The sequence below is a fragment of the Rhizobium sp. 18065 genome, from assembly GCF_902706095.1.
In the GTDB taxonomy this organism is placed as follows: domain Bacteria; phylum Pseudomonadota; class Alphaproteobacteria; order Rhizobiales; family Rhizobiaceae; genus Allorhizobium.
In genome coordinates, this window is record NZ_CACSJP010000012.1 from 96,690 (window position 1) to 123,331 (window position 26,642).

The 26,642-nt window shown below is 60.0% G+C and carries 21 protein-coding genes; 9 read left to right on the top strand and 12 right to left on the bottom strand.

The features are described from left to right. Window positions 1-45: 45 nt before the first annotated feature. From GVK95_RS21955 to GVK95_RS21985, 7 genes are all read left to right on the top strand, one after another. Complete coding sequence (locus GVK95_RS21955; protein WP_037074656.1) at window positions 46-480, top strand: DUF2852 domain-containing protein; 435 nt, start codon at window positions 46-48, stop codon at window positions 478-480. A 91-nt stretch (window positions 481-571) separates the two neighbouring features. Next, window positions 572-1,330, top strand: coding sequence for a SprT family zinc-dependent metalloprotease (locus GVK95_RS21960; protein WP_159952820.1), 759 nt, complete (start codon window positions 572-574; stop codon window positions 1,328-1,330). 72 nt (window positions 1,331-1,402) lie between these two features. Next, window positions 1,403-2,077: a phosphoribosylanthranilate isomerase gene (locus GVK95_RS21965; protein WP_159952821.1), complete on the top strand. Its 675-nt coding sequence runs from the start codon at window positions 1,403-1,405 to the stop codon at window positions 2,075-2,077. Then, window positions 2,074-3,294, top strand: a complete 1,221-nt coding sequence (gene trpB / locus GVK95_RS21970) for a tryptophan synthase subunit beta (RefSeq protein ID WP_159952822.1) — start codon at window positions 2,074-2,076, stop codon at window positions 3,292-3,294. The genes GVK95_RS21965 and trpB overlap by 4 nt, the downstream gene beginning before the upstream one ends. 2 nt (window positions 3,295-3,296) lie before the next feature. Continuing rightward, window positions 3,297-4,136 (top strand): tryptophan synthase subunit alpha, encoded by an 840-nt coding sequence (gene trpA / locus GVK95_RS21975; RefSeq protein WP_159952823.1) that lies wholly within the window; start codon window positions 3,297-3,299, stop codon window positions 4,134-4,136. 38 nt (window positions 4,137-4,174) lie between these two features. Continuing rightward, window positions 4,175-5,080: an acetyl-CoA carboxylase, carboxyltransferase subunit beta gene (gene accD, locus GVK95_RS21980; protein WP_159952824.1), complete on the top strand. Its 906-nt coding sequence runs from the start codon at window positions 4,175-4,177 to the stop codon at window positions 5,078-5,080. A 37-nt stretch (window positions 5,081-5,117) separates the two neighbouring features. Then, window positions 5,118-6,458 carry a folylpolyglutamate synthase/dihydrofolate synthase family protein gene (locus tag GVK95_RS21985; RefSeq protein WP_200844355.1) on the top strand — a complete coding sequence of 447 codons (1,341 nt, stop codon included), beginning with the start codon at window positions 5,118-5,120 and terminating at the stop codon, window positions 6,456-6,458. 51 nt (window positions 6,459-6,509) lie between these two features. Here the strand turns inward: GVK95_RS21985 and trxA are convergent, their stop codons facing one another. The 12 genes from trxA to GVK95_RS22045 form a co-directional block, all read right to left on the bottom strand. After that, window positions 6,510-6,830, bottom strand: a complete 321-nt coding sequence (gene trxA / locus GVK95_RS21990; RefSeq protein WP_159952825.1) for a thioredoxin — start codon at window positions 6,828-6,830, stop codon at window positions 6,510-6,512. Between the two features lie 73 nt (window positions 6,831-6,903). Continuing rightward, window positions 6,904-10,467: a double-strand break repair helicase AddA gene (addA, locus tag GVK95_RS21995; protein ID WP_159952826.1), complete on the bottom strand. Its 3,564-nt coding sequence runs from the start codon at window positions 10,465-10,467 to the stop codon at window positions 6,904-6,906. Then, window positions 10,460-13,651 carry a double-strand break repair protein AddB gene (gene addB / locus GVK95_RS22000; RefSeq protein WP_159952827.1) on the bottom strand — a complete coding sequence of 1,064 codons (3,192 nt, stop codon included), beginning with the start codon at window positions 13,649-13,651 and terminating at the stop codon, window positions 10,460-10,462. The genes addA and addB overlap by 8 nt, the downstream gene beginning before the upstream one ends. Before the next feature lie 3 nt (window positions 13,652-13,654). Next, window positions 13,655-14,386: a nucleotidyltransferase family protein gene (locus GVK95_RS22005; RefSeq protein ID WP_159952828.1), complete on the bottom strand. Its 732-nt coding sequence runs from the start codon at window positions 14,384-14,386 to the stop codon at window positions 13,655-13,657. A 5-nt stretch (window positions 14,387-14,391) separates the two neighbouring features. Continuing rightward, entirely contained in the window at window positions 14,392-15,921 is a 1,530-nt protein-coding gene (gene tsaE, locus GVK95_RS22010) for a tRNA (adenosine(37)-N6)-threonylcarbamoyltransferase complex ATPase subunit type 1 TsaE (protein WP_159952829.1), read from the bottom strand. Then, window positions 15,918-18,464: an ATP-binding protein gene (locus tag GVK95_RS22015; protein WP_159952830.1), complete on the bottom strand. Its 2,547-nt coding sequence runs from the start codon at window positions 18,462-18,464 to the stop codon at window positions 15,918-15,920. The genes tsaE and GVK95_RS22015 overlap by 4 nt, the downstream gene beginning before the upstream one ends. Window positions 18,465-18,706: 242 nt before the next feature. Continuing rightward, window positions 18,707-20,104, bottom strand: coding sequence for an adenosylhomocysteinase (gene ahcY, locus GVK95_RS22020; protein ID WP_159952831.1), 1,398 nt, complete (start codon window positions 20,102-20,104; stop codon window positions 18,707-18,709). A 164-nt stretch (window positions 20,105-20,268) separates the two neighbouring features. Next, the gene (locus tag GVK95_RS22025) at window positions 20,269-20,547 is read right to left on the bottom strand and encodes an HPr family phosphocarrier protein (protein WP_007605706.1); all 279 of its coding nucleotides are present in this window, start codon (window positions 20,545-20,547) and stop codon (window positions 20,269-20,271) included. Window positions 20,548-20,553: 6 nt separating this feature from the next. Further along, window positions 20,554-20,955, bottom strand: coding sequence for a PTS sugar transporter subunit IIA (locus GVK95_RS22030; protein WP_159952832.1), 402 nt, complete (start codon window positions 20,953-20,955; stop codon window positions 20,554-20,556). A gap of 108 nt (window positions 20,956-21,063) precedes the next feature. Then, entirely contained in the window at window positions 21,064-21,510 is a 447-nt protein-coding gene (locus GVK95_RS22035; RefSeq protein WP_159952833.1) for an HPr kinase/phosphorylase, read from the bottom strand. After that, on the bottom strand, window positions 21,507-23,288 hold the full coding sequence (locus GVK95_RS22040; RefSeq protein WP_159952834.1) for a sensor histidine kinase: 1,782 nt from the start codon (window positions 23,286-23,288) through the stop codon (window positions 21,507-21,509). Before GVK95_RS22040 ends, GVK95_RS22035 begins: the two co-directional genes overlap by 4 nt. Before the next feature lie 95 nt (window positions 23,289-23,383). Then, entirely contained in the window at window positions 23,384-24,109 is a 726-nt protein-coding gene (locus GVK95_RS22045) for a response regulator transcription factor (RefSeq protein WP_085995842.1), read from the bottom strand. A gap of 357 nt (window positions 24,110-24,466) precedes the next feature. Between GVK95_RS22045 and GVK95_RS22050 the strand changes: the two genes are divergently transcribed. Beyond that, the gene (locus tag GVK95_RS22050) at window positions 24,467-26,077 is read left to right on the top strand and encodes a phosphoenolpyruvate carboxykinase (protein WP_159952835.1); all 1,611 of its coding nucleotides are present in this window, start codon (window positions 24,467-24,469) and stop codon (window positions 26,075-26,077) included. A 120-nt stretch (window positions 26,078-26,197) separates the two neighbouring features. Beyond that, window positions 26,198-26,632 (top strand): alternative ribosome rescue aminoacyl-tRNA hydrolase ArfB, encoded by a 435-nt coding sequence (gene arfB / locus GVK95_RS22055; protein WP_159952836.1) that lies wholly within the window; start codon window positions 26,198-26,200, stop codon window positions 26,630-26,632. The last annotated feature ends 10 nt before the right edge of the window (window positions 26,633-26,642 follow it).

A 26,642-nucleotide genomic window follows, 5' to 3' on the forward strand; every position in this document is an offset into this window, starting at 1 on the left:
CCATCGGTCGGCATCCTGCCCCCGATGAAACGAGGGTAATCGATGATGAACCAGTCAGCATTGCTTCGACCGGATTGGACTCCGGCGACCGTCGTCCTGATGGTACTTGGATTCATGGTATTCTGGCCGCTCGGCCTTGCCATGCTTGCCTACATTCTGTTTGGCGACAAGTTCCAGACTTTCAAGCGTGAAGCCAACCGCAAGGCGGACGACGCTTTTGCCTGGTGCCGCTCGAGCCGCTATCAGGGTTCGACTTCGGCCACCGGCAATGTCGCCTTCGACGATTGGCGCAAGGCAGAGCTCGATCGGCTTGATGAAGAGCGTCGCAGGCTCGACGAAATGCGCGCGGAGTTCGACGCTTATGGGCGTGAACTGCGTCGCGCCAAGGACCAGGAAGAATTCGATCGCTTCATGCGCGATCGCCAACAGGTGAAATCTGCCGATCAGGGGATTGCGCCGATGGGCAATTCCGGCAACTGACGGTGTGCTTGCGCGACCAAACGAGGCCGGCATCCTTGATGCCGGCCTTTTTATGCGTCATTTTCCCGTACGAATCGGCTAAAAGACATCGATGTTCTCCCTGTTCAAAAAGCCCGCCGCCACACGCACGTCCAGTATAGCGCTGGACAGGACGCTGGCTGTCGATGGCCGGGAACTGCCTCTGACGATCCGCAGGAACATCCGGGCAACACGCATCACGCTGCGTATCGAGCCCGGCGGCCGGGCATTGAAGATGACCATTCCTCATGGTCTCAAGGAGCGCGACATTGACGACTTCCTCGATCGCCATCAGGGCTGGCTCCGGACCCGGCTTGCGCGGCAGTCCGTTGGCGGTGCGATTGAGGATGGTGGCGAGATCACGCTGCGCGGCATCAAGCACCGCATTGTCCACTCCGGACAGATGCGTGGACTGACCCAGTCGATCGACAGCGAAATCGGCCATATCCTCAGCGTCAGTGGTCTCGAGGATCATCTGCCCCGCCGTATCTGCGATTTTCTCAAGAAGGAAGCGCGTCGGGACCTGGAGCGTTTGGCCGAGCAACACGCCCGGTCGGTCGGCAAACCGATCAGGAGCCTCAGCTTGAAGGATACGCGCAGCCGATGGGGATCCTGTTCCTGGGATGGCAAGCTGAGTTTCTCCTGGCGGATCGTCATGGCGCCGCCGCCGGTGATCGATTATCTCGCCGCCCATGAGGTCGCGCATCTGCGTGAAATGAACCACGGTCCGGCATTCTGGACACTTTGCAGGGAACTCTGCCCGCACATGGATGAATCCAAGGCATGGTTGAAACGCCATGGCTCTGCGCTTCATGCGATCGACTTCAGCTGATCGGCCTCTGACCGTTCAGCATAGGTCGCAATTTGGCTCGACTCTTTGGCGATTTCGTGCGAATTCGCTGCCATGAGACCCGATATCAAGATCTGCGGATTGAAGACGCCGGAGGCTGTCGATCGCGCTGTTGAGCGCGGGGCGACCCATATCGGCTTCATTTTTTTCGCCAAGAGCCCGCGTAACATCGAGCCGGACATTGCGGGGACCCTTGCGGACCGCGTCCGCGGCCGTGCCAAGATCGTTGCTGTAACCGTCGATGCAGATGCCGACGACCTGGACGAAATCATCGCGCTGCTGCGTCCCGATATCCTGCAATTTCATGGACATGAAAGCCCGGATCGGCTTTTGACGGTCAAGGCTATGACAGGGTTGCCGATCATGAAGGCATTTTCGATCCGCGAGCCCGATGACCTGAAGCGGATCGAACCCTATATAGGCATTGCTGACCGGTTTCTCTTCGATGCGAAGCCGCCGGTCGGCTCGGACCTGCCCGGTGGAAACGGCGTAACCTTTGATTGGCGCCTACTCAGCTCGCTTGACGAAAGTGTGAATTACATGCTTTCCGGTGGGCTCAACAAGGACAATATCGCTGACGCCCTGCGCGAAACGGGCGCCCGTGGGATTGATGTTTCCTCTGGCGTCGAAAGCGCGCCTGGGGTCAAGGATCTGCAGATGATGGACGAGTTTTTTGCGGCGGTCGCTGATGCCTCGCGCCGCGTACCGGTATCAGGGAGTGTCAAGTGAACGAAACACCCAAACCCAATTCCTTCCGGGAAGGTCCGGACGAAGACGGCCGTTTCGGCATATTCGGTGGCCGCTTCGTTGCCGAAACACTGATGCCGCTGATCCTCGACCTCCAGGCAGAGTGGGAAAAGGCGAAGACCGATCCGGAATTCCAGGCTGAGCTGGCGCATCTGAACACCCATTATACAGGCCGGCCGAGCCCGCTATATTTCGCCGAGCGCCTGACGGAAGAACTGGGCGGCGCGAAGATCTATTTCAAGCGTGACGAACTCAACCACACCGGTTCGCACAAGATCAACAATTGCCTTGGTCAGATCCTGCTTGCCAAGCGCATGGGCAAGACCCGCATCATCGCAGAGACCGGTGCCGGCCAGCATGGCGTGGCGTCGGCAACCGTCGCTGCGCGTTTCGGCATTCCCTGTGTCGTCTATATGGGCGCGACCGATGTCGAGCGCCAGGCACCGAACGTTTTCCGAATGAAGCTGCTCGGCGCCGAGGTGAAGCCAGTGACGGCCGGACACGGAACGCTGAAGGACGCCATGAACGAGGCGCTGCGGGATTGGGTCACCAATGTCGATGACACCTACTACATGATCGGTACGGCCGCTGGCCCGCATCCCTATCCAGAAATGGTCCGCGACTTCCAGTCGGTGATTGGTCGCGAGACGCGCGAACAGCTTATGGCGGCCGAAGGCCGTCTTCCGGACATGCTGATCGCAGCCGTCGGTGGCGGTTCAAACGCGATCGGCCTTTTCCATCCGTTCCTGGATGACGAAAGTGTCCGGATCGTTGGCGTCGAAGCCGGTGGCAAGGGGCTTGAGGGCGAAGAGCATTGCGCCTCTCTGACGGCGGGTTCGCCGGGCGTCCTGCATGGCAACCGCACGTATCTGCTGCAGGACGGCGACGGCCAGATCAAGGAAGGTCACTCGATCTCCGCCGGTCTCGACTATCCGGGCATCGGGCCAGAGCACTCCTGGCTGAAGGACATGGGCCGCGTTGAATATGTGCCGATCAAGGACGACGAGGCGCTCGCCGCCTTCCAGATGTTGACCCGGACCGAAGGCATCATTCCGGCGCTTGAGCCGAGCCACGCTCTTGCCGAAGTCATCAAGCGCGCGCCGACGATGGACAAGGACCAGATCATTGTCATGAATCTCTGCGGTCGCGGCGACAAGGACATATTCACTGTCGGCAAGATTCTCGGAATGGGGCTCTGATCATGACTGCACGTATGGATAAACGCTTCGCCGATCTGAAGGCTGAAGGCCGTCCCGCCCTGGTGACCTACTTCATGGCCGGCGATCCGGACTATGCCACATCGCTGGCGATCATGAAGGCGCTGCCGGAAGCTGGTGCTGACGTGATCGAGCTTGGCATGCCGTTCTCTGATCCGATGGCCGATGGTCCTGCGATCCAGATGGCGGGGCAGCGCGCCCTGAAGTCGGGCCAGACCCTGCTTAAGACGCTGGAACTTGCACGCGAATTCCGCAAGATCGATCAGTCCACGCCGATCGTGCTGATGGGCTACTACAATCCGATCTATGTCTTCGGCGTCGAGCATTTCCTCGATGTTGCGATCGAAGTGGGCATCGACGGCCTGATCGTTGTCGATCTTCCGCCGGAAATGGACGACGAACTTTGTATTCCTGCCCGTCGCCGCGACATCAATTTCATCCGTCTGGCCACGCCGACAACGGACGACAAGCGCCTGCCGACTGTGCTGCAGAATACGTCCGGCTTTGTCTACTACGTGTCGATGAACGGTATCACAGGGTCGTCGATGCTTGATCCATCCCGTGTGGCAGGCGCCGTTCAGCGCATCAAGTCCCACACGGATCTGCCGATTTGTGTCGGCTTTGGCGTCAAGACCGCAGAACATGCCCGCCTGATAGGGACGAGCGCGGACGGCGTTGTCGTCGGCACCGCCATCGTCAATCAGGTCGCCAACAATCTGACAGCTGACGGGAAAGCCACGGCGGATACGGTTCAGGCCGTCGTCACCCTGGTTCGCGGCCTTGCAAGTGGTGTGCGCAGTGCGCGCCTTGCTGCTGCCGAGTAATTTTCCGATAAAGGCTGTAAACGTCAGGAGTATACCGCGTGAACTGGATCACCAATTACGTGCGCCCGCGCATCAATTCCATGCTGGGTCGCCGGGAAGTGCCGGAAAACCTCTGGATCAAGTGCCCTGAAACGGGTGAGATGGTCTTCCACAAGGACCTCGAAGAGAACAAGTGGGTCATTCCCGCCTCTGGCTACCATATGAAGATGCCGGCCAAGGATCGCCTGATCGACCTGTTCGACAACGGCCAGTATGAGGCCCTGCAGCAGCCCAAGGTGGCGCAGGACCCGCTGAAGTTCCGCGATTCGAAGAAATACACCGACCGCCTGAAGGACAGCCGTCTGAAGACCGAACAGGAGGATACCATCCTGGCTGGCGTCGGCACCGTCCAGGGGCTCAAACTTGTAGCCGTTGTTCATGAGTTCAACTTTATGGGCGGTTCGCTCGGCATTGCAGCCGGCGAGGCGATCGTGAAGGCTTTCGAACGCGCGCTGAAGGAAAAGTGCCCCTTGGTCATGTTCCCCGCATCGGGCGGCGCGCGCATGCAGGAAGGCATCCTGTCCTTGATGCAGTTGCCGCGAACGACGGTTGCTGTGGACATGCTGAAGGAAGCCGGGCTTCCTTACATTGTCGTTCTGACCAATCCGACCACGGGTGGTGTCACCGCATCTTACGCCATGCTTGGCGATCTGCACATCGCCGAACCGGGCGCTGAAATCTGCTTTGCCGGCAAACGCGTCATCGAGCAGACCATCCGTGAAAAGCTGCCAGAAGGTTTCCAGACATCGGAATATCTGCTCGAGCATGGCATGGTCGACATGGTGGTCAAGCGTCACGAGATTCCCGATCTTCTGGCCCGCGTCTTGAAGATCATGACCAAGCGTCCGGCCAACGATGTGGTTTCGAACGGCGCCATAACACTCCCGACAAAGGCATCGGCCTGACACTTAGTATTTGGCCGATGGCAGTGGAACGACCGTGATGACAGTGCCTACCTTGAGTCTGGCCGATGCCGAGATCGAAAAACTCATGGGGCTGCACCCCAAGGGTTACGATCTCTCCCTCGACCGCATCCGCCGCCTGCTCGACCTTCTGGGCAATCCCGAAAGGCGTTTGCCGCCGGTCATTCATGTCGCCGGCACCAATGGCAAAGGCTCGGCGACGGCCTTTTGCCGGGCACTGCTCGAAGCCCAGGGGCTGTCGGTCCATGTCCATACCTCGCCGCACCTTGTCCGCTGGCATGAACGCTATCGCATCGGCGTCAAGGCCGGTCCAGGCCAGATCGTCGATGATGCGGTCTTTGCCGATGCGCTCCGCCGTGTTGCCGACGCCAACGGTGGCCAGTCGATCACCGTCTTCGAAATCCTGACGGCGGTGACGTTCCTGCTGTTTTCCGAGCAGCCTGCCGACGTTGCCGTTATCGAAGTTGGCCTCGGTGGTCGTTTCGATGCCACCAATGTCGTTGAAAAGCCCGCCGTCTCGATCATCCAGCCGATTTCCCTCGATCACCAGGCCTATCTCGGCGATCGAGTCGAACTGATCGCAGCCGAGAAGGCCGGCATCATGAAGCGCGGTGTTCCAGTGGTCATTGGCCATCAGGAGTTCGAAGGCGCCCGTGACGTGTTGATTGGCACAGCTGAAAGGCTGGGCTGTCCGCTTTCCGTCTTCAGCCAGGATTTCCTCGCCTATGAGGAATTCAGCCGATTGGTCTATCAGGATGAGTTCGGCCTCATGGATCTGCCGCTTCCCCGCCTTCCCGGGCGCCACCAAATCGGCAATGCCGCAACGGCCATCCGTGCTGTGAAGGCGGCTGGCTTTGCGGTCAACGAGATGGTTGCCGAGAAGGCCATGCTGTCGGTCGAATGGCCCGGTCGTCTGCAACGACTGACCGAAGGGCATCTGGTCGATCGTGCACCGGCGGGTGCCGAGATCTGGCTCGATGGCGGCCATAATCCGGGTGCTGGCGAAGTGATTGCCGAAGCCATGGCGGCGATGGAAGAGCGCAAGGCGCGCCCGCTGCATCTGGTTGTCGGCATGATCAACACAAAGGATCCGATCGGCTACTTCCGCGCATTCGCCGGTATCGCCCATGCGGTGTACACCGTACCAATCGAAGGCTCCGACGTCGGTCTCGATCCCGTCGCGCTGGCGCAATCCGCAGCGGATGCCGGATTGACCGCTTTGCCGATGGGGTCGCTGGGCGAGGCGCTGAATGCGATTGCAGAACGAACAGCGGGCGGACCGCCGCCGCGTATCATGATCGGTGGATCGCTCTATCTTGCCGGCAATGTTCTGGCGCAGAACGGCACCATTCCGACATGAAAAAAGCCCGGAAATTCCGGGCTTTTGAATTCTCCAAGCTTTCGCAGGGCCTCAGGCGGCGCTGGAAATCCAGCTCGACAGGGCAGTCTTGGGCGCAGCGCCGACCTTGATATCGGCCACTTCGCCGCCCTTGAACACGGCCAGCGTCGGGATCGAGCGAACGCCGAACTGGGCAGCCAGTTCTGGATTTTCATCGATGTTCAGCTTGACGATCTTCACCTTGCCGGCGAGCTCGTTGGAGATCTCCTCCAGGCTCGGCGCGATCATCTTGCACGGGCCGCACCATTCGGCCCAGAAATCCACGACGACCGGCTCGGCCGCATCGAGAACTTCGGCCTGGAAATTGGACTTGTCGACTTTTACAGTAGCCATCGGGCTCTCCTTATAGATATCGAATTGACTAGATATGTGATGCCGCGTCGCGGTAATTTCAATATGCGGTATCTCATGATGTTTCGAGGTCGGCAAGAGAGGCGCGCATCACGTCTTCCGGAAGGTCCAGCACTGTCCCCGTTTCCGTGTAGATCAGCAGGCATTCGATCGGCTTCAACGGATAAAGCGGTTTGAGGATTTCCCGGTAGATCGCCAGCTGTGCCCGATGCGAAAGAGGCACATCGCGCACATGATGCGGCGGGTTGCGATTGGTCTTGTAGTCGACAAGCAGAACCCGGTCGTCCAGCACGGCCATCCGGTCGATGCGGCCGGAGACTGCGCGAGGTTCGCCTTTTAGCATGAGCGTGCCCATCACAGACACTTCCGGCTGGCTCGCACTCGAAAACAGAGGCGCAAGGCCAGGTGCATCAAGTACGGACATGACCGTATCAACAAGGCTATCCCGCTCGGGCCGGGGCCAGAAACGCGCGGCACGCGCGGCATAACGTTGTGCTGCCTGGACCCTGTCGGAGGCCGCGATGGCAGGCAGTGTCTGCAGCATGCGGTGGACCAATCGGCCGCGCTGAAGCGAAAGCTCCGCCTTCTTCTCCTCGGTAAACAGTGCCGAGGCCGTCAGCATATCGTCGGTGTCGTCGAGAACGATGCTGCCGGCGCCCGATGGGCTGAGCGGTCGCGGAAGACTGACAGGTGGGGGCAGGGGCCGAGATAGCGCTACTGGCAGATGCAATTCGACATCGTCAACGGCCGCCTCGTCCGAAAGCGGAAATACTTTCTGCGAAAGCGGCAGGCGCCATTTGAGACCTGACCATTCCCCGTCTGCGCCTTTGAATTCTGCAGGGCTGCAATGGATTTCGTCACCGGCAAGCGCATCGGCAATCATCCGGTGCCAGATATCGCCCGGATCCTGCACGCCGCGATAACCGCAGATGATCAGTCGGTCGGCCGCTCGCGTCATGGCAACATAGAGAAGCCGCCGATATTCCTCTTCCGTCTGGCTCCGGCGTATTTGGCTATCTGCCTCGGTCAGAGAGTTGCCGAGCGCCTTGGTCGGCACCCAGATCGGAACTGCCGGTTGCTCCGTGTGTAATTCAAGCAGACGGAGCTTGGCGAGATGGTTCGCGTTGAAAGCCTTTGATCCGCCATCGACCAGAAAAACCACGGGCGCTTCAAGCCCTTTCGAGGCGTGCACGGTCATGATCCGGACTTCGTTGCGCTCCTTGTCCTGCTCCCGCTTCACCTCCGGCGCTTCCATCTCCAGCGTTGAGATGAAGGATTGCAGGCCCGGCAGCCCGGCGGTTTCAAAGGACAGTGCAAACGTCAGGAACTCGTCGAGAATGTCGCTGACTTCCGTCCCGAGCCGTCCGAGATAAACCCGTCGTCCGCCATGCATGCCCAAGACCCGGGCATAGAAGTCGTGCACCGAGTGAGTGCGCGAGAGATCCAGAAAAAGCTGCAGTTTCTTCAAGCTTGCAGCCCAGGGCGATCCGTCCTGGGCTGCAAGATCCTGCAGGCGAGCCCAGAGGCTCTGCTTTTCCGGCCGTTCGGCGGCAAGAACCAGAAGCTGGTCTTCGAGATGATTGAACAGCGGACTTTTCAGGATCGCAGCCAGAGAAAGATCGTCGGCCGGTAGCAGCAGGAAACGGCCAAGCGCCAGCATGTCCTGCACGGCAATATGGTTTGTCAGCTTCAGTCGGTCGGCACCCGCTACCGGAATACTGTAGGGACGCTTCAGCGACCGGGTCAATGCATTGACGAAACTGTCGCGCTTGCGCACCAGCACCAGGATGTCGCCGGGCTGGATCAGCCGTTCGACACCCTTTTCAATGATCGTCTGTTTGCCCACCATTTCGCTGATCGTATGCGCTATGCGCCGTGCAAGAATGGCCGACGGCGCGCTTTCCGGGGTGGCGTCGAAAGGCGCCGTCCAGTCCTCGTTCTTGTCCAGCTTTTCCGCTGCAATCATCTCCCAGAGATCGACTTCGCCCGGGTGGCCGCTACGGCTCGACATATGCACGACGGCATCGCCGAAAGCACTGAGGCCGCGAAAGTTCTCGCGGACGGAAAATACCTGGTCGACAGCGGACAAGATTGCCGAGGTCGACCGGAAGGAAAGCGGCAGGCGGATCGTGTTGAACGTCTGGCCGCCATTGTTGACGGCCTGCTGCGTCTGTTTTGCCTCGACGGAAAACTGTTCCGGGCGGGCACCCTGGAATGAATAGATCGACTGTTTTTCGTCACCCACGGCAAAGAAAGTTCGCACGCCGGGACGGGCGCTGGCACCGGAGAAGAAGTCTTCGCGCAGCGACCGGATAACCGACCATTGAACCGGGCTCGTATCCTGTGCCTCGTCGACGAGGATATGATCGATGCCCTGGTCGAGCTTGTAGTGCACCCAGGCGCCGACATCGGCGCGCATCAGAAGTTCCGCGCTGCGGGCGATCAGATCCTCGAAATCGAGCTGCGACCGGCGTTTCTTCAGCTCTTCATAGTCTTCGTCCAACCGGACTGCGAGTGTCAGGGCCGCCTTTGTCGCCTCGTACATGCGGAAGATCCGCAACCGGTCGCGGGTGGAAACCACGTGTTCACGGGCCGCAATCACCGCGTCGCGCAACTCGGGTGCCTGCTTGGTCATGGCAGCGGCAATCAGCGAGCTGTCGGCCTTGGGCGCTTCCGCCTGTGTCAGGAAGGCACCATCGAGCAGCTTTGCCCGCTCCAGGGGATCGCGTTCGACAAGCACACGCTCCAGCGTTTCGGCAACCGAGCGAACCTTCTCGCCGCCTTTTTCCAGCGCCAAACGAACATAGTGGGCAAAGACCGGACCTGACAGGCCGGCAAGCGGCCAATAGGCCTCTGCCCGGGATGTTTCGCTTTCATCGGGGCTGATTCCGAAGCGCAGGCGCAAGGTCGCGTCAATGCTGCCGTGGCGGGCGGATTCGCGACGGAACTGCCGGATGGCGTGGCGATTGGCGACGATATCGCTGATGAGCGTTTCCAGCCCACTTTCATCCGCTATGCTGAGTACCTGGGAGAAGGCTTCCGCCAGGTCCGCGTTGTTTTCGGTCGATGTCGCTGTCAGCAGCGAGCGGCGGGCCTCGGCGAGAACCGCAATGGCGGCCCGATCATCGAGAACGCTGAAATGGCCAGCGACATTGGCCTCCAGCGGAAACTGGTGCAGCAGCGCCTCGCAGAAGGCGTGGATTGTCTGGATTTTCAACCCGCCCGGCGTCTCGAGCGCCTTGGCAAAGAGTTGGCGTGCGGTCGCAAGCGTCGTGCGGTCCGGTACGCGCTGCTCGATGGCCGTCACGCGCTTGGCCAGTTCGGCGTCATCCAGTGTTGCCCATTCGGCCAGTCGGTCGAAAACACGGTTGGACATTTCCGAAGCAGCCGCCTTTGTATAGGTGAGGCAAAGGATGGAGGAGGGGCGGGCCCCTGCCAGCAGAAGGCGAATGACGCGCTGGGTCAGCACATGCGTCTTGCCGGAGCCGGCATTGGCCGACACCCAGGCGGACTGGCCGGGATGCGAGGCGCGCGACTGCTCCACGGTCGTCCAGTCGATCCACGCACCAGGATCATCGCCGGTCGGCAGGTCTGAGGGCAGGGAAGGATTGTCACTCATCGGAACTCGCCTCCTCGCTGTCGGCGGTCGACCATTCTGCCACACGCGCCAGATGATCATACTCGCCGCCGTATTTGGTCTGCTCGGCCGGGATCAGCCGCGAGACAAAGCCACGGTCGCCCGATTGCAGCGCCTGGATGAATTTCCCCAGCTCATCGACCGCCTGGACGGCCAGTTCCGCTGCCGATTTGCGATTGTCACCTCGGCCCGAAAGTTCGTTGTTGACGTGGTCTGCACCGAACCGGTCTCCTGGTCTCAACCGTACATAGATCAGGTTTTCCGGCTTCAGTTGTCCGGCAGGACCAAAAGCGCCCTCCATCAACGCTGCGGCCTCCAGCGCCAGCTGCGGATCGAGCAGGCTTCGCGCCTGGGCAGCGCTCGGATTGAGACCGGTCTTGTAGTCGATGATATCGGCATGGCCGCCGCCCTTGATGTCGATCCGGTCGGCGATCCCCCGAATGGTGATATCAATCGGTTTCAACACGACATTGCCGCGCACCTCGGTCAGCGTCTTGCGAATCTCCGGTCTTCGTTCTCTCTCCCATTTGAGAAACGACTGTGCCACGCCATAGAAACGCTGGCGCCAGACGATATCGATATGCAGTGGCAGGTCTTCCTTGAGGAATTCCTCGTCGGTAATCCGGTAGAGGATGTCGAGGGCATCCCTGCGTGCCGGATCATGTCCCTCCCTGATGAAGCGATCGACGATGCCGTGATAGAGCGTGCCACGTTCTGCTGCACCGGGATCCTCATTGAACGGATCGACGGCATCAAGTCGCAGAATGCGTTTGGCATAGATCGCGTAGGGATCCCGCCGGAAGCGTCCGACCTCGCTGAAGGTGAAAGAACGTGGTTGCAGCTCTGCCTTCGGTCTGGGTGCCGGTCTCTGTGCCGGCGCCTGGTTGTCGCCATTGTCCAGCAGTTCGACATAGCGGCGATAGAGATCGCCGCGCTGTTTGAGATCCTTCTCAAAGGCAGATCCACCCAGCGCCAGAAGCCGCTGCAGCCAGCGCGAGGCAACGGTCGGTGCCGATCCCTGGCGCAGCGAACGCGAAAAGATCAGCCGGCGGGTCCCGCAGGCCATTTCGAAATCATGTGCAACCTGACCAATCTGCCGCTCTGGCGGCTCTAGTCCGATTTCCGCTTTCATCACGCGCGACAGGAAAGGATTGTTGGTGGTTTGTCCCGGCCAGCTACCCTCGTTCATCCCGCCGATCACCATCATGTCGACAGTCTGCAGCCGCGCTTCGAGCGTACCGAAGATGAAAACCCGAGGATGGCGCATCGCCTTTGGCTTCACGGCCTGTCCGGCCATCAAGGCTGCGACAATGTCGATCCATTGCGAGCCGTCGGCCTCGATCCGCCCTTCGGTTGCGATGACCTGGGTCAGCAGTTCGGCAAGCGTATCGCCGGCCTCTTCGCCCCAGATCCCGGCCAGATCTCCGCGTTCATCGACACAAACGGCCTCGATCACCCGACCTGTGCGTTCTGCCCAGTCCCCCAGCGCCAGTCTGTTCGACAGGACGCGACCATCGGCGTTGCGCACCAGGACGCCCACCAATGGTTCCACCGCAGCCGTCACCCGTCGCGCCAGTTCCCGCGCAAGCATGATGGCCTCGTCGGAGAGTGACTGACGCCATTGCGGTGCGTGTCGGTCGACAAGATGGGCCGCCAGACCTTGCTCGAACAGTGGCTCCATCTCCGCCAGATCCAGCGATTTGATGCCGCCGCGCAATGCGATCGTTTCAAGCGCGTCGGCAGCCGTGCGCGCGGTCTCCGCATCGAAGCCGAACCGCGCCAGCGGGTGCTTGAGCAGGGAGACGATCGCCACCGGGTCGCCCGGCCGCAGGCAGGCTTCGACCAGTACCTGCGTGAGCATGGCCTGCTGCGTGCCGGTCAGCGGTGTACCGGCCGAATCGTCGGCCTGGATACCGAAGCGGGCAAGTTCTGCCATCACCCGGCGTGCCAATGCGCGATCCGGCGTGATCAGCGCTACGCGGCTTTCACTGTCGGCCCCGGGCTGTTCCAGACCCAGCCGAAGCGCGATCGCGATGGCGGTGGCCTCCTCGCGCTCGTTGGCTGCTTCGATCAGTGCGACATCACCAAATGCAACTCCGAACCGGTCCGTGGCAAATCCGTCGCGCCAGGCCTTCCAGCCATCAGTTGCCTCGGCAGGAGCCATGGCACGCGAGAGGATTTCCGCGCGATCACCCAACGCAGCGTCCGCTGCCGCAAGACGCTGCACCTCATCTCGGCTTATACCGATCCGGTTCAGCAGATGGGCAAGTCCGTATTGCGAATGACCGCGCACCGCGGGATTTGGTAGTACATCAAGAGCCGAACGATCGTCGAGCTTGGCCCAGTGCGCGTCCGGCATGCTCGTGTCAAGCCCGGGCAGGACCACGACGCCCTGATCGAGTCCAGCGATTGCGGCGATCAGCTCGGCCGCTGCGGGAATAGAACCAGTCGAGCCGGCGACAATGATCGGTCCTTCAGATCCCTGACGGCGGATGCGGTCCGCTTCCGCGCGCAGGACCGCATCCCGGTGGCGGGCCGGCGAGGAGCGCATCAGCTCTTCCAGACGTGCCGGCCAGAAAGCCGTGGCGATTTTCAGGAATTCCAGCGTGAGTTGCCACCAGGAGGCGAAGTTCTCCGCCTTCAGGTTGGACAGGTTTTTCCAGTCGCTGCCTTCGGTCTCTGCCGCTTCGATCAGTTCGGTCAATGCCCGCGCCAGCCAGACCGCATCGGCCGGGCTTGCCGGAGCGACAAGCGGCGTATCGGCATGAATGGACCGCACGATCTCCGGCAACTGGTTTCGCCAGGCGAGGATCAGCCGGGCGAGCTCGAGCAGCATCACTGTTCCGCTGACCGGAGGCGCCAGATCGAGAGCCGTTGGCGCATCAGTTTCGAAGAACCCGCTGTCGTCCTCGGTCTCACCCAGGGTCCTGATCTGCGGCAGGATCGCCGAGCGGCCACCGAGCAGATCGACGAATTCCGACCGCAGGACGCGTGCTGCACGTCGGGTCGGAACTAGGATAGTTACCCTGGACAGAGACAGCGGATCGGCCGGATCATAGCGATAGCTTTCGACAAGATCGCCTTCGACCAGGGCACGTGTCAGCATTCGCAGAAAAGGCAGACCCGGCGGAATGGTGAAGACCCGTGGCGTGTGACCGCTTGCCATGGTCTATATGCCTCGGTTGACGCGCTGGATGGTCGCTTCCGCCTCGCCGATCGCTTCAGGCGTGCCGACGGTCAGCCATTCGCCGTCGAGCTTCAGGCCACGCAGGCGTCCGGCCGCAATGGCACGATCAAAGTAGATATTGAGGTTGAACGGTTCGGAAGGCGCATCGGCCAGGAAACCGGGCATCAGCACCAGTGCACCCGCATAGATGACAGGATTTACATCGCCTGCTGTGTAACGGGTCAAGCGACCATCGGCAGCTAGCGAAAAGTCGATCTTGCCATTGTGTCCGGTCGTCCGCTCCGGGTCGGCACACAACATGGCGATATCCATCGATTGCGGATCGAACATTGCCGCAAGCTGCCGCAAGTTGGACGGTTCATCCTCTGGTTCGCCGATCCAGAAGAGATCGGCATTCATCACGAAAGCGGGTGACGGATTGAGCCGCTTCAATCCCTTGGCCAAGCCGCCGCCGGAATCCATCAACCGGTCCCGCTCATCGGAAATCTTGATCTCGAGGCGGTGGCAAGCGCCGAGATGTGCTTCCATCTGATCCGCGTGGTGATGCACGTTGACCGCCACCGTTTCGACGCCAGCCTCCGCAAGCGCCTCCAGGGCGTAATCGATCATCGGTTTGCCACTGATTTTCACCAGCGGCTTCGGGGTCGTCTCGGTGATCGGCCGCATCCGCGTGCCGAGACCGGCCGCGAGCACCATGGCTTGGGTGATTTTCATTGTGACTACGCCGCTGATTCGGGAAGTTCGATTCCAGCTTCAATACACCAGTCGCGCAAGGGGGCGAGTGCCGGATGTTCGAAAGCGACCGACAGATGCCGGAGCGTGCGTGGCATATGCTTCATATAGCCGTCTTTGCCGTCGCGCGCTTTCAAACGTACCCACAGACCACACAGCTTGCAGGCGCGTTGAGCGGCCATGATAGCCCAGCTTTTCTGGAACAAAGTTTCATCGAACGAGGGCGACACACGCCGGATCGCGAGATAGTCGGCCATCAACTGGTCGGCCAGCGGGCGTTCGACAGTCACCCGTGCATCCTGGACGATTGACGCGAGATCATAGGCCGATGGTCCGATCATCGCATCCTGGAAATCGATGATGCCGATCCGGTCGTGACCGGTTTTGTCGCCTCGCCAGATAATGTTCGGCGAATGGAAATCGCGCAGCACCAGCGAGGTTTCCGCATCGGCAAGCTGATCGATCAGATCATCCCAGATGCCGAGATAGGACCGACGCGCGTCGTCACTGACTGCGAGACCACCGCGTTTCCACGGCAGATGCCAGTCGATCAGCAACTCGACTTCCATCTTCATTGCGGTGCGGTCGAAATCCGGGATCTGATGGGTTCGACCGTCGGCAAGCGCAATGTCCCGTTCGAAAGATGTGCCATGGATGGCAGCAAGGCAGGCAACGCTGGCGCAGTAGCGGTCCGCGATCGGCCGGCCGGCCTCATCGAGAATACCCTGGCTGCCGAGGTCCTCAAGCAACAGGATGCCTGCTTCGCAATCGCTGGCCAGGATGGCCGGTGCCGAAAATCCGCGTTCCCGCAGGGCCAGATCGATCGCCACGAAAGGATAGACATCCTCTGCGATATGAGCGATTTGCGAATAGCGCTTGCCGTCGCGAATGACAGGCCCGTTGGGTCGTTTTGGCGCATCCATCAGCACGAGCCGTGCGTACTCGCCAACCGGATAGATAAATTCATAGGCCCGCGTCGAGGCGTCGCCCATCAGATGCCGGCGCGCGGCATTGGCATAGCCGTTCTTGTCGAGAAAGTTGCGGATCTGCAAGACCCGCCGGATCCTGGCAAGCTTAGCCTCCGGTCCGGATATCGTCAGGCGACGACCGCCATCGGGCGTAAAGGCAAAGTGGATATCGATCCTCGATTTCGGCAGTGCCCCGCCGGCCTTGTCCGGCCACTCCACCAGACATATCCCGGTCGCAATCGCTTCGTCGAAGCCGAGTTCGTCAAGTTCGCTGGGATCTGACAGCCGGTAGAGGTCGAAATGTGCAACCGGCAACCGAAGCTCGTAGCTCTGCACCAGCGTGAAGGTCGGGCTTGGCACTTCCAGTTCGGGATCATCGGCGATCGCCCGAAGCAGCGAGCGGCTGAGCGTCGATTTGCCGGCGCCCAGATCACCGTGCAGTGCCAGACAGTCGCCCGCCTGCACCGCCAGTGCCAGATCCTCGCCCAGCCGCATGGTCGCCGCTTCGTCCGGCAGGTCCAGCATGATCGAGGGCAGGCTGTCGCTCATTCTGCGGCGGCGATGGCTTGCGGCACGCTGGCGGATGGGATGCGGCAATGCACGGTCGTGCCAAGGCCGGGAGCGCTGTCGATCGAAACCTTGCCGCTGTGCAGATTGACAAAGCTCTGTACGATCGAAAGGCCGAGACCAGGTCCGCTGCGCTTTCCACTCTTGCCATGTGTGGAGAACCGATCGAAGACGGTGGAAAGCATTTCTTCGCTCATGCCGCAGCCCTTGTCGGTCACCGAGAAGACGAAATCGGTGTCTTCGCGCCAGCATTTCATCGCGACAACAGAGCCTTCGGGCGCAAAATTCACGGCGTTTGTCAGCAGTTTGATCAGGATCTGCTTGAGACGCTGCCGATCCGCGATCACATAGCCGAGCTGGCTGGCCGCGGCGATCTCCAATGTCACACCGCCTTCCTGCAGGCGATCGGTCATCTGCATTGATACATCGTCGAGCAGATCGCTCAGATCAATCTCGGAATAGTCGAGCTGCATGATACCGGCATCGACGGTCGCCAGGTCTAGAATATCATTGACGATGGTCAGGAGGACCGAGGACGAGGTTGATATATGATCGACATATTCAGCCTGTCGCTCGTTGAGCGGGCCGATCGTCGGTGTCTTGAGCAGGTCGGTAAAGCCGATGATATTGGTCAGCGGCGAACGCAGCTCGTAGGAAACGTGCTGGACGAAATCGTTCTTCAACTCGTCTGCCTTGCGCAGCGCTTCGTTCTTTTCCTTCAGTGCCCGCTCGGCACGAACGCTGTCGGTCATGTTGACGAAGGTCAGCATGGTCTGGGCGTTTGGCAGCGGCGTGACGGCATAGTCCAGCACAAGTCCGGAATAGAGCTCCAATGTGCCCTGGCTCGACGGCCGCTCGTCTTCGAAGCTGGTGATGATCTTGCCAAAGGCCTTCCAGCCGTCGGCGCGATCGTAGGATGGCGCACAGGTCGCTTCGATCGTGCGGATATGCGTGCCGACAGCGGTCTCGGCGTCGGTGACAGCCCAGAGCGCGCGGAATGCCGGGTTGGACAGCTGTATACGGCCATCCGGACCGAACACGGCAACACCTTCGGAGAGGTGATCGATGGTTTCGCCCTGAACCTGAAGCAGGGTGTTGTAACGCGTCTCGAGGTCGACCTGTTCGGTCAGGTTCTCGAACACCCAGGTCGCGCCGCCTTGCGGATGCGCAGATGCGATAACCCGCAGTGTCTGGCCATTCGGCAGATGCCAGAGATCGGTTTGTGTCTCGAGCGATCGATAGACGGAAAGGGTATTTTCCTTCCACGCCTTCCAGCTCAGCTGCTCCGGCAATTTGTTTGCCGAGCGCAACCGGTCGAGAATTTCGGCGTTGTCGGGTTTGGATTCCAGGAACTTCGGTTCCAGTGCCCAGAGGGCGACAAAGGCCTGGTTGTAAAACTGCAACCGACGCTCGCCGTCGAAGATCGCGACAGGTGTGCCGAGATGATCGAGTGTTTCCGCGTGGCTTTTCAGCGTGCGGGCCAGTTCCTCGCGCAAGGCTTCGGTCCCGGAGACATCGATTGCCATGCCGCATGAACCGCCAGGCCCGCGGATATCGACAACATCGAAGAAAGTCCGCGCACCGCGCACGGCCGTCGAGACGGTGTCGTGGAACGGCGATTCAGGCGTCGTGCTTGCCTTGATTTTCTCGCGTGTCAGGCTGCTCAGGACTTCGCGTCCTTCCTGGATTGCCTGCTCGGGAGAGCCGGCTTCGACCGCTTCGCAATAGGCCTGGTTGACCCAGGTCAGCCGGCCGTCGCCGTCGCGCTGCCAGACCGGTTGCTCGATCGAGTCGAGCAGGGATTCGAAGGTCGCGATGGAACTGCGCAGACGATTGCGTTCGATCTTCAGCTCGGCCAGTTCTGCGCGCAGGTTGTTGAGTGCAACAAAGTGGGCAAAGGCCCGGCCACCCGACAGGCGACCCTGAACCTCGATGACTTCGCCCCGCTGTGTCTCGATCACCAGGTCGAAGGTTTTTGCATGCGAGCGCAGCGCTTCGATCGCTTTTTCAAGTTCGCTCGCCGAACTTGGCTTCAGCCAGCGTCCCAGAGCCAGAAATTCGTTGTCCGATTGTGGAGCACCAGTATCGGCCGGCAGCTGACCGAGAAATTCTGCCTTGCCGTTTTGCCCGTCCCACATCACGATCCGCCGGCTATTGTCGGCGATGACAGCATGATAGCCGGAAATCTTCTGCTGGTTGTCCGACAGTGTCGAGCGAATGTCCCGGTTCTCGAATTCAAGGCGATTGCGTTGGCGGATCAGCAAGATCGATGAAAACACAGCAGCCGACACCACACCGATGACAAGTGCGTAACCAGCCATATCGACGCTGGTAAGCAGCTGTGTTCCGGCTTCATCACTGGTCTGGGCGTGCGCAAGCGCCGGCAGGAGCAGACCGGCCAGAGCCGAACCGTTTGCCAGCACCCGGCGCCACGAAACCACTGCATGCTTGCGCGCGGTCGAGCGAAGGGCTTGCCCCTGTTGATGTGTCGTTTGCCGCCAGAGGCCAGATTTAGACGCCGTCATAGCCGTCTCCCGCGAAAGCGGGTCGCATTGATGTACCGACATGCTCGGTCTGTCTCCGTCTTATTATGTGCCGCATCGTCGACAAGACATCCGATTTCGAGTCCACGCCCATCGGGCAGTCCACGAATCAAGTTCTAAACAATACCGCCGATGGAAAGTGTCGGGAAGGCCGGCGGCCAAAAAAGAAGGCGCGGCATTTGTCAATGCCGCGCCTACCACATCTGGTATTATCCAGAGATTTATTAATAGCGATAGTGTTCAGACTTGAAAGGACCCTGCTGAGTGACGCCAATATAGGCTGCCTGCTCGCCAGAAAGTTCGGTCAGCTTCACGCCAAGCTTGGCGAGATGCAGACGGGCGACCTTTTCATCGAGGTGCTTTGGCAGAACGTAGACGTCGTTCTTGTATTCGCCGGGCTTGGTGAACAGCTCGATCTGGGCCAGCGTCTGGTTGGTGAACGAGGCCGACATCACGAAGGATGGGTGGCCGGTTGCATTTCCGAGGTTCAGCAGGCGACCTTCCGACAGGAGGATCATGCGGTTGCCCTTCGGGAACTCGATCATGTCGACTTGCGGCTTGACGTTGGTCCACTTGAGGTTCTTCAGCGCGGCAACCTGGATCTCATTGTCGAAGTGGCCGATATTGCCGACGATCGCCATGTCCTTCATCTCGCGCATATGCTCGATGCGGATGACGTCCTTGTTGCCGGTCGTGGTGATGAAGATGTCGGCCGAAGAAACAACGTCCTCCAGCGTGACGACCTCGAAGCCATCCATAGCGGCCTGCAGCGCGCAGATCGGGTCGATTTCCGTGACCTTGACGCGGGCGCCGGCGCCCTGGAGCGAGGCAGCCGAACCCTTGCCGACGTCGCCATAGCCGCAGACGACGGCAACCTTGCCGGCCATCATCACGTCGGTGCCGCGGCGGATGCCGTCAACAAGCGATTCCTTGCAGCCGTACTTGTTGTCGAACTTCGACTTGGTGACCGAGTCGTTGACGTTGATCGCCGGGAAGGGAAGGAGACCCTTCTTCGACAGTTCGTACAGGCGGTGCACGCCCGTGGTGGTTTCTTCGGTAACGCCCTTGATGGCATCGCGCTGCTTGGTGAACCAGCCAGGCGTTGCAGCCAGGCGCTTCTTGATCTGCGCGACCAGGATTTCTTCTTCTTCCGACTGCGGATTGGAGAGAACGTCCTCGCCAGCTTCGGCACGGGCGCCGAGCAGGATGTACATCGTGGCGTCGCCGCCATCATCGAGGATCATGTTGGACAGGCCACCATCGGTCCACTGGAAGATCTTGTCGGTGTAGTCCCAGTACTCGGTCAGGGATTCGCCCTTGACGGCGAAGACCGGAATGCCGGCAGCGGCGATCGCAGCAGCGGCATGGTCCTGGGTCGAGAAAATGTTGCACGATGCCCAGCGCACTTCGGCGCCGAGGGCGATCAGCGTTTCGATCAGAACGCCCGTCTGGATCGTCATGTGCAGCGAGCCGGTGATGCGCGCACCCTTGAGCGGCTTGCTGTCACCGAATTCGCTGCGGCAGGACATCAGGCCCGGCATTTCGGTTTCAGCGATGTCGAGTTCCTTGCGTCCAAAATCGGCAAGACCGATATCGGCAATGACGTAATCATGTTGGCTCATGGTGTTCTCCGGCTAAATTTGGCCCGGCTCCCGCATTCACTGACAGGACCGATGCGAATGTGCCGCCCGCAACAACCGTTGCAGGCCATGCCGCTTCTGTAACAGGGATCGGGAGTGTTGGCAATCTGACATAAAGAAGTCTTTATGTCTTTATGTCGGATGGACTAAATCTCTTCGCCGAACTTGTCGGCGATCAGAGTTTCCAGCGCCTCTATGACGGCGATCGCCTGATTGCCGGTGGCGCTGACATGGATCGAGCATCCGGGGCTTGCGGCCAGCATCATCAGTCCCATGATCGACGTACCGCCGACGGTGGTGCCGTCCTTGGACACGCTCACGGCCGCATCGAAGCCGCCGACCATCTGGACGAATTTCGCCGAAGCGCGTGCATGCAGTCCGCGTTTGTTGATGATCAGCATTTCGCGGGCGATCGGACCAGTCATGATGTCTTACTTTCCGCTGAGCACACGGCTGGCAACGTTGATGTATTTGCGCCCGGCTTCGGACGCCTCGATCAGCGCCCGGTCCATGTCATTGTCGCCGCGCACGCCGGCGAGCTTGATCAGCATCGGCAGGTTTACGCCGGCGATGACCTCGATCCGACCGTTGTTCATGACAGAAATTGCAAGATTGGAAGGTGTCCCGCCAAACATGTCGGTGAGGATGATCACACCGTGGCCGTCATCGGCCCGCAGAACCGCGTCAAGAATGTCTTGACGGCGCTGGTCCATGTCATCATCCGGGCCGATCGAAACGGTCTCGACGTTTTTTTGTGGGCCGACGACATGCTCCACCGCATGGTGAAACTCTTCAGCCAGCTTGCCATGTGTGACAAGCACAAGTCCGATCATTCTTTACTGCCCCTTAGCGCAAACATTGGCCAAATAACGCAACACAGAGGCTCCGTCTATCAGCACGAGGCCATCTTGGCGATGAAAATGGGAAGTGCAAGCTCAGAATCATACGCTCTGAATAAGGGCGAAGATATGGGAAAGTGGAAACCGGACAGACAAAGGAACACGGATAACGGGAAGGTGAATTGATGTTGTGACTTCCAATTGTTCATGCTCTGGGGGCAATCTGTCGGCTTCTGCCGATGCTACGGGCACGATTGCGTAGTGAAGCGGAGCCTGCTCGACCCACTGCATCCTGACGATACCGCTGTGGCGCAACTCGAGAAGCCCACGGATGCTGGCTGGCCCGCGTCCGATGATCTGGTCATCTCGGCGCGAAACGATGACCCGATCGTCGGAGATCAGTGCAGCGGATTTTCCGCTGAGGCGCGCTTCGGCCATGCAGTCGAAGGCCAAGGACGATTTTCCGGCCCCTGAAGGGCCAACAAAAATCAGACCTGTACCGTCAACAACGATGGCGGTCGCATGAATGTTATCGCCAAGGTCCGTCATACAGGCGCATCGATCGGTAGGGTCAGAACGAAGCGTGCGCCCAGCAGCGTCTTGCTGTCCTGGTCGATGACATTCTCGGCCCGCAACGTCCCGCCATGCGCTTCGGCGATCTGTCGGCTGATCGACAGGCCAAGACCGGAATTCTGGCCAAAACTCTCGCCTTCAGGGCGATCTGTGTAGAAGCGTTCGAAAATGCGGTCGATATTCTCGGCCTGGATGCCGGGCCCGTTGTCTTCGATCTGCACCAGGCATCGTCCGCGTGTGCGCGACAGGCGAACCCTGATCCGGCCACCCTGTTCCGGGACGAAGGAGCGGGCGTTTTCGATCAGGTTGGTGATGATCTGCCCCAGACGCAGATCATGGCCATTGACCAGGAACCGAGCTTTGGAGCCGGGTTTCTGGTCGATGATATAGTCGATTTCTACAGCCTTCTTGCCGCTGCGGATTTCGCGCGAGATATCCACCAGGCTCGATAGCAGCACTTCCATGTCGACCGGCTTGGCATCGGAACGCGCCAGTTCGGCATCAAGGCGTGAGGCATCGGAAATATCGCTGATCAGCCGGTCGAGGCGCCGTACGTCGTGCTGGATGATATCCATCAGCCGCTGCCGCGAATGATCGGACTTGGCCAGCGGCAGGGTCTCGACGGCGGACCGCAGCGAGGTGAGGGGGTTCTTCAGTTCATGGCTGACATCGGCCGCAAAGCTTTCGATCGCATCGATACGGTCATAGAGCGCGGTGGTCATCTCGCGCAAAGCGATCGACAGATTGCCGATTTCGTCCTGGCGGGCGGAGAAATCCGGGATTTCCTCGCGCTCCCTGGCGCCGCGCCGCACCCTGATCGCCGCCGCGGCCAACCGGCGCAGTGGATTGGCGATGGTCGAGGACAGAAGCAGCGACACGACGATGTTGACAAGCGTTGCGACGCCGAAGACGCGCATGATCGCCAGGCGCTCTGCGTGCACGATCTTGTCGATATCGCCGGCCTGGGTGGACAGCAGAAGCACACCGAGCACGGCGCGGAAACGCTGGACCGGCACGGCAACAGAAACGATCAGTTCGCCCTGATCCGTCACTCGGACCACGGCACCACGCACACCGGTCAGCGCATTCATAACTTCCGGATAGATCGAACCGTCGCCGCCGGGTGCTTCCTTATAGACCGGCAGATTGCCCGGCTGCAGCACAGTGTTGAAGATCCGCGCGACCCAATTGGTCAGACTGGAAGAATCGTTGTCCACCGGCGGCAGGTCGAAACGCAGGACCTGGCCGCGGGAATAGAGATGACGGGAATCGAGCAGCAGATTGGCATCGGCGTCGAACAGCCGGGCGCGGGTGCGGGTCGGCGAGATCAGCCGGCGCAACACGGGTGCGACGCGCTCCGGATTGATCGGAAATTCCAGGTCTTCGTCATTCGGAACGGGCGTAATGCTTTGCCCGGCCTGCAGCTCCAGCAATTTCTCCGGGTCGATGGTGATCGAATTGGTGTCGACCGACGCCGATGCGGAAATCGCGCCGGCGATGATTTCCCCCTGTGTGAGCAGGCTCTCGACACGCGCGTCAATCAGGCCTTCGCGGAACTGATTGAGATACATGATCCCGCCGACAAGGACGATCAGGGCAGCCAGATTGAAGAAGACAATCCGCCGCGTCAGGCTTGAAAACAGAGCATGGCCGAAGATGCGTCGGATAAGGGTGAACGGGTGGGTATAGAGCCGACGCGACTCCGAGGCGCCTTCCAGCTCCTCCAAGGTGTCTTCATCTACCTGCTTGGCCAAACTCCACCCCTTCGCCTGCCTTGCGCGCCGCTAGTCCGTGAGCCCCAGGTCTCACCGGGTCTCACCAGACTACCGCGATCAACGGGCAGGTTTGTTCACGCTGCTTCGCGGAAGCGGTAGCCCACGCCGTAAAGCGTTTCAATCATGTCGAAGTCCGTATCGACCATTTTGAACTTCTTGCGCAGCCGTTTGATGTGGCTGTCGATGGTTCGATCGTCGACATAGACCTGCTCGTCGTAAGCCGCGTCCATCAGCGCGTCGCGGCTTTTGACCACGCCGGGTCGCTGTGCGAGCGACTGCAGGATGAGAAATTCGGTCACGGTCAGGGTCACCGGATCGCCCTTCCAGGTGCAGGTATGGCGTTCCTGGTCCATCACCAGCTGGCCACGCTCGAGCGTCCGAGCCTGTTGCTCGGCCGTCGGCTTGCCGGGGCCGCCGATGGCGGACAGGTTTTCGCGATTGGCTGCGCGGCGCAGGATTGCCTTGACACGTTCTACCAGCAGTCGCTGCGAAAACGGCTTGGTGATGAAATCGTCGGCACCCATCTTCAGGCCGAACAACTCGTCGATTTCCTCGTCCTTGGAGGTAAGGAAGATGACAGGAATGTCGGATTTCTGGCGCAGACGGCGCAGCAGTTCCATACCGTCCATGCGCGGCATCTTGATGTCGAAGATGGCAAGCTGCGGGGGCCGCGCGAGCAGGCCGTCCAGCGCAGAGGCGCCATCGGTATAGGTCTCGACCTTGTATCCCTCTGCCTCGAGCGCGATCGAGACTGAAGTGAGGATATTGCGGTCGTCATCCACGAGCGCGATCGTCTGCATGCTGTACGTCTCCATCGTCATGTAAGCGCTGCTCCTGGTGTGTAACCCAGCCCAGCTCTGGTGGCATGGCAGTGCTTAATGGGGATAAAGGTGGAACAAATTGTGGCAAAGATAAAGGGACGATGTTGCTGAGGCTCTTGGCGCGCGCAGATCGCTGCCTGAAGCACTCTTTTGGGTTGTACTTTCCCTTGGAATGGAACGGGAACTAAACGATTTAAAAATGCGTTTCGCAATTTAAATCGATTAAATAATTGATATCATTATATTATTCATGAAGGCACACTTGCCTTTCTAAAATTCACCGACTAATTTCCACCTATTCAAGTATTGTGGCTCACGTTGAGAGGATGCGCGCCCATGGAGGAATTCGGTGTAAATAACCCCGCAATTGGGGTCGCGACGATCGGTCTCGGCAATGCCGCAAGCGTTCGCTACAACCTGGGCGAAGGCCTCCTGTACGAGGAATCGATTCGCCGCGGCGAAGCCGAAGTCACTGCGGATGGCGCATTGCGCGCCTTGACTGGTCAGCACACCGGGCGTTCCGCCAAGGACAAGTTTGTCGTGCGAGACAGCAAGACGGATGGCCAGATCTGGTGGGAAAACAACAAACCACTGTCGCCTGAGCATTTTGCCGTCCTGCACCAGGACATGCTTGCTCACGCTGCAGGCAAGGACCTGTTCGTTCAGGATCTGATCGGTGGTGCCGACAAGCATAATGCACTTCCGACCCGCGTTGTGACGGAATTCGCCTGGCATTCGCTGTTCATTCGCAATCTTCTGATCCGTCCCGAACGGCCGGATCTCGCTGCGTTTGTACCCAAGCTGACGATCATCGACCTTCCGAGCTTCCGCGCCGATCCAGGCCGCCACGGCTGCCGTAGCGAGACGGTCATTGCCTGCGACCTGGCCAATGGCATCGTTTTGATCGGCGGCACGTCCTATGCCGGTGAGATGAAGAAGTCGGTCTTCACGGTCCTCAATTACCTTCTGCCGCCAAAGGGCGTCATGCCGATGCATTGCTCGGCCAATGTCGGCCCGGATGGTGATGCGGCCGTCTTCTTCGGCCTGTCCGGCACTGGCAAGACGACGCTGTCGGCCGATCCGAGCCGCACGCTGGTCGGCGACGACGAGCATGGCTGGGGCGAAAACGGCATCTTCAATTTCGAGGGTGGCTGCTACGCCAAGACCATCCGTCTGTCTGCCGAGGCCGAGCCGGAGATCTACGCCACGACCAAGCGCTTCGGCACCGTTCTCGAAAACGTCGTGCTCGACGAAAACCGCATTCCGGATTTCAACGATGGATCGCTGACGGAAAATACCCGCTGTGCCTATCCGCTGCACTTCATTCCGAACGCATCCGAAACCGGTACGGCGCCACATCCTAAGACGATCATCATGTTGACGGCGGATGCCTTCGGCGTGTTGCCGCCGATCGCCCGTCTGACGCCTGAGCAGGCCATGTACCACTTCCTGTCCGGCTATACCGCCAAGGTGGCGGGAACGGAAAAGGGTGTAACCGAGCCGGAAGCAACGTTCTCGACCTGCTTCGGTGCGCCGTTCATGCCGCGTCATCCGACCGAATACGGCAACCTGCTGCGTGATCTGATCGCTCGTCATGAGGTCGACTGCTGGCTTGTCAACACCGGTTGGACCGGTGGCGCCTACGGCACCGGCAACCGCATGCCGATCAAGGCGACCCGCGCTTTGCTGACGGCTGCGCTGAAGGGTGAGTTGAAAAAGGCTGAGATGCGGACGGATCCGAACTTCGGATTTGCGGTTCCAGTGGTCGTGGACGGCGTCGATACCAGGATCCTCGATCCGCGTTCGACCTGGTCCGATGGTGCCGCTTATGACATGCAAGCGAAGAAACTGGTTGGCATGTTCATCAACAACTTCGCCAAGTTCGAAGCCCATGTCGATGGCAAGGTGCGCGAAGCGGCGCCGGGTGTTGCGATCGCAGCCGAGTAAGTGTGGCTTCATACACTGACAGGAAGGCCCGGTGGAGTTTCACCGGGCCTTTTCTTGTCGCTTGCCATGTTGCTCTTTGTTGCCGATATGGAATGTCCGACAGACACGACGTGAAGAGCCATGGCCAGCGATCCGCTTTACATCAACAACCGCATAACCATCGCGGGTTGGGAACTGACCGAGCAGTTCGTCCTGGCCGGTGGACCCGGCGGCCAGAACGTCAACAAGGTTTCGACGGCAGTCCAGCTCTTCTTCAGCATCCTCGGATCTCCAGCTCTCAATGATCGTGTGAAGCAGAATGCGGCCAAGCTCGCCGGCAAGCGCCTGTCCAAGGAAGGCGTGCTGATGATCGAGGCCAACCGCTTTCGCAGCCAGGAACGCAATCGCGAAGATGCGCGCGAGCGGCTGAAGGAACTGATCCTGAAGGCCGCCGAACCGCCGCCACCACCGCGCCGGAAAACCAAGCCGACTAAAGGATCGGTGGAGCGCCGCCTGAAGGAAAAATCCGGTCGTTCCGAGGTGAAAAAAATGCGCGGCAGACCGGGTGGCGACTAATTCAGTTGTC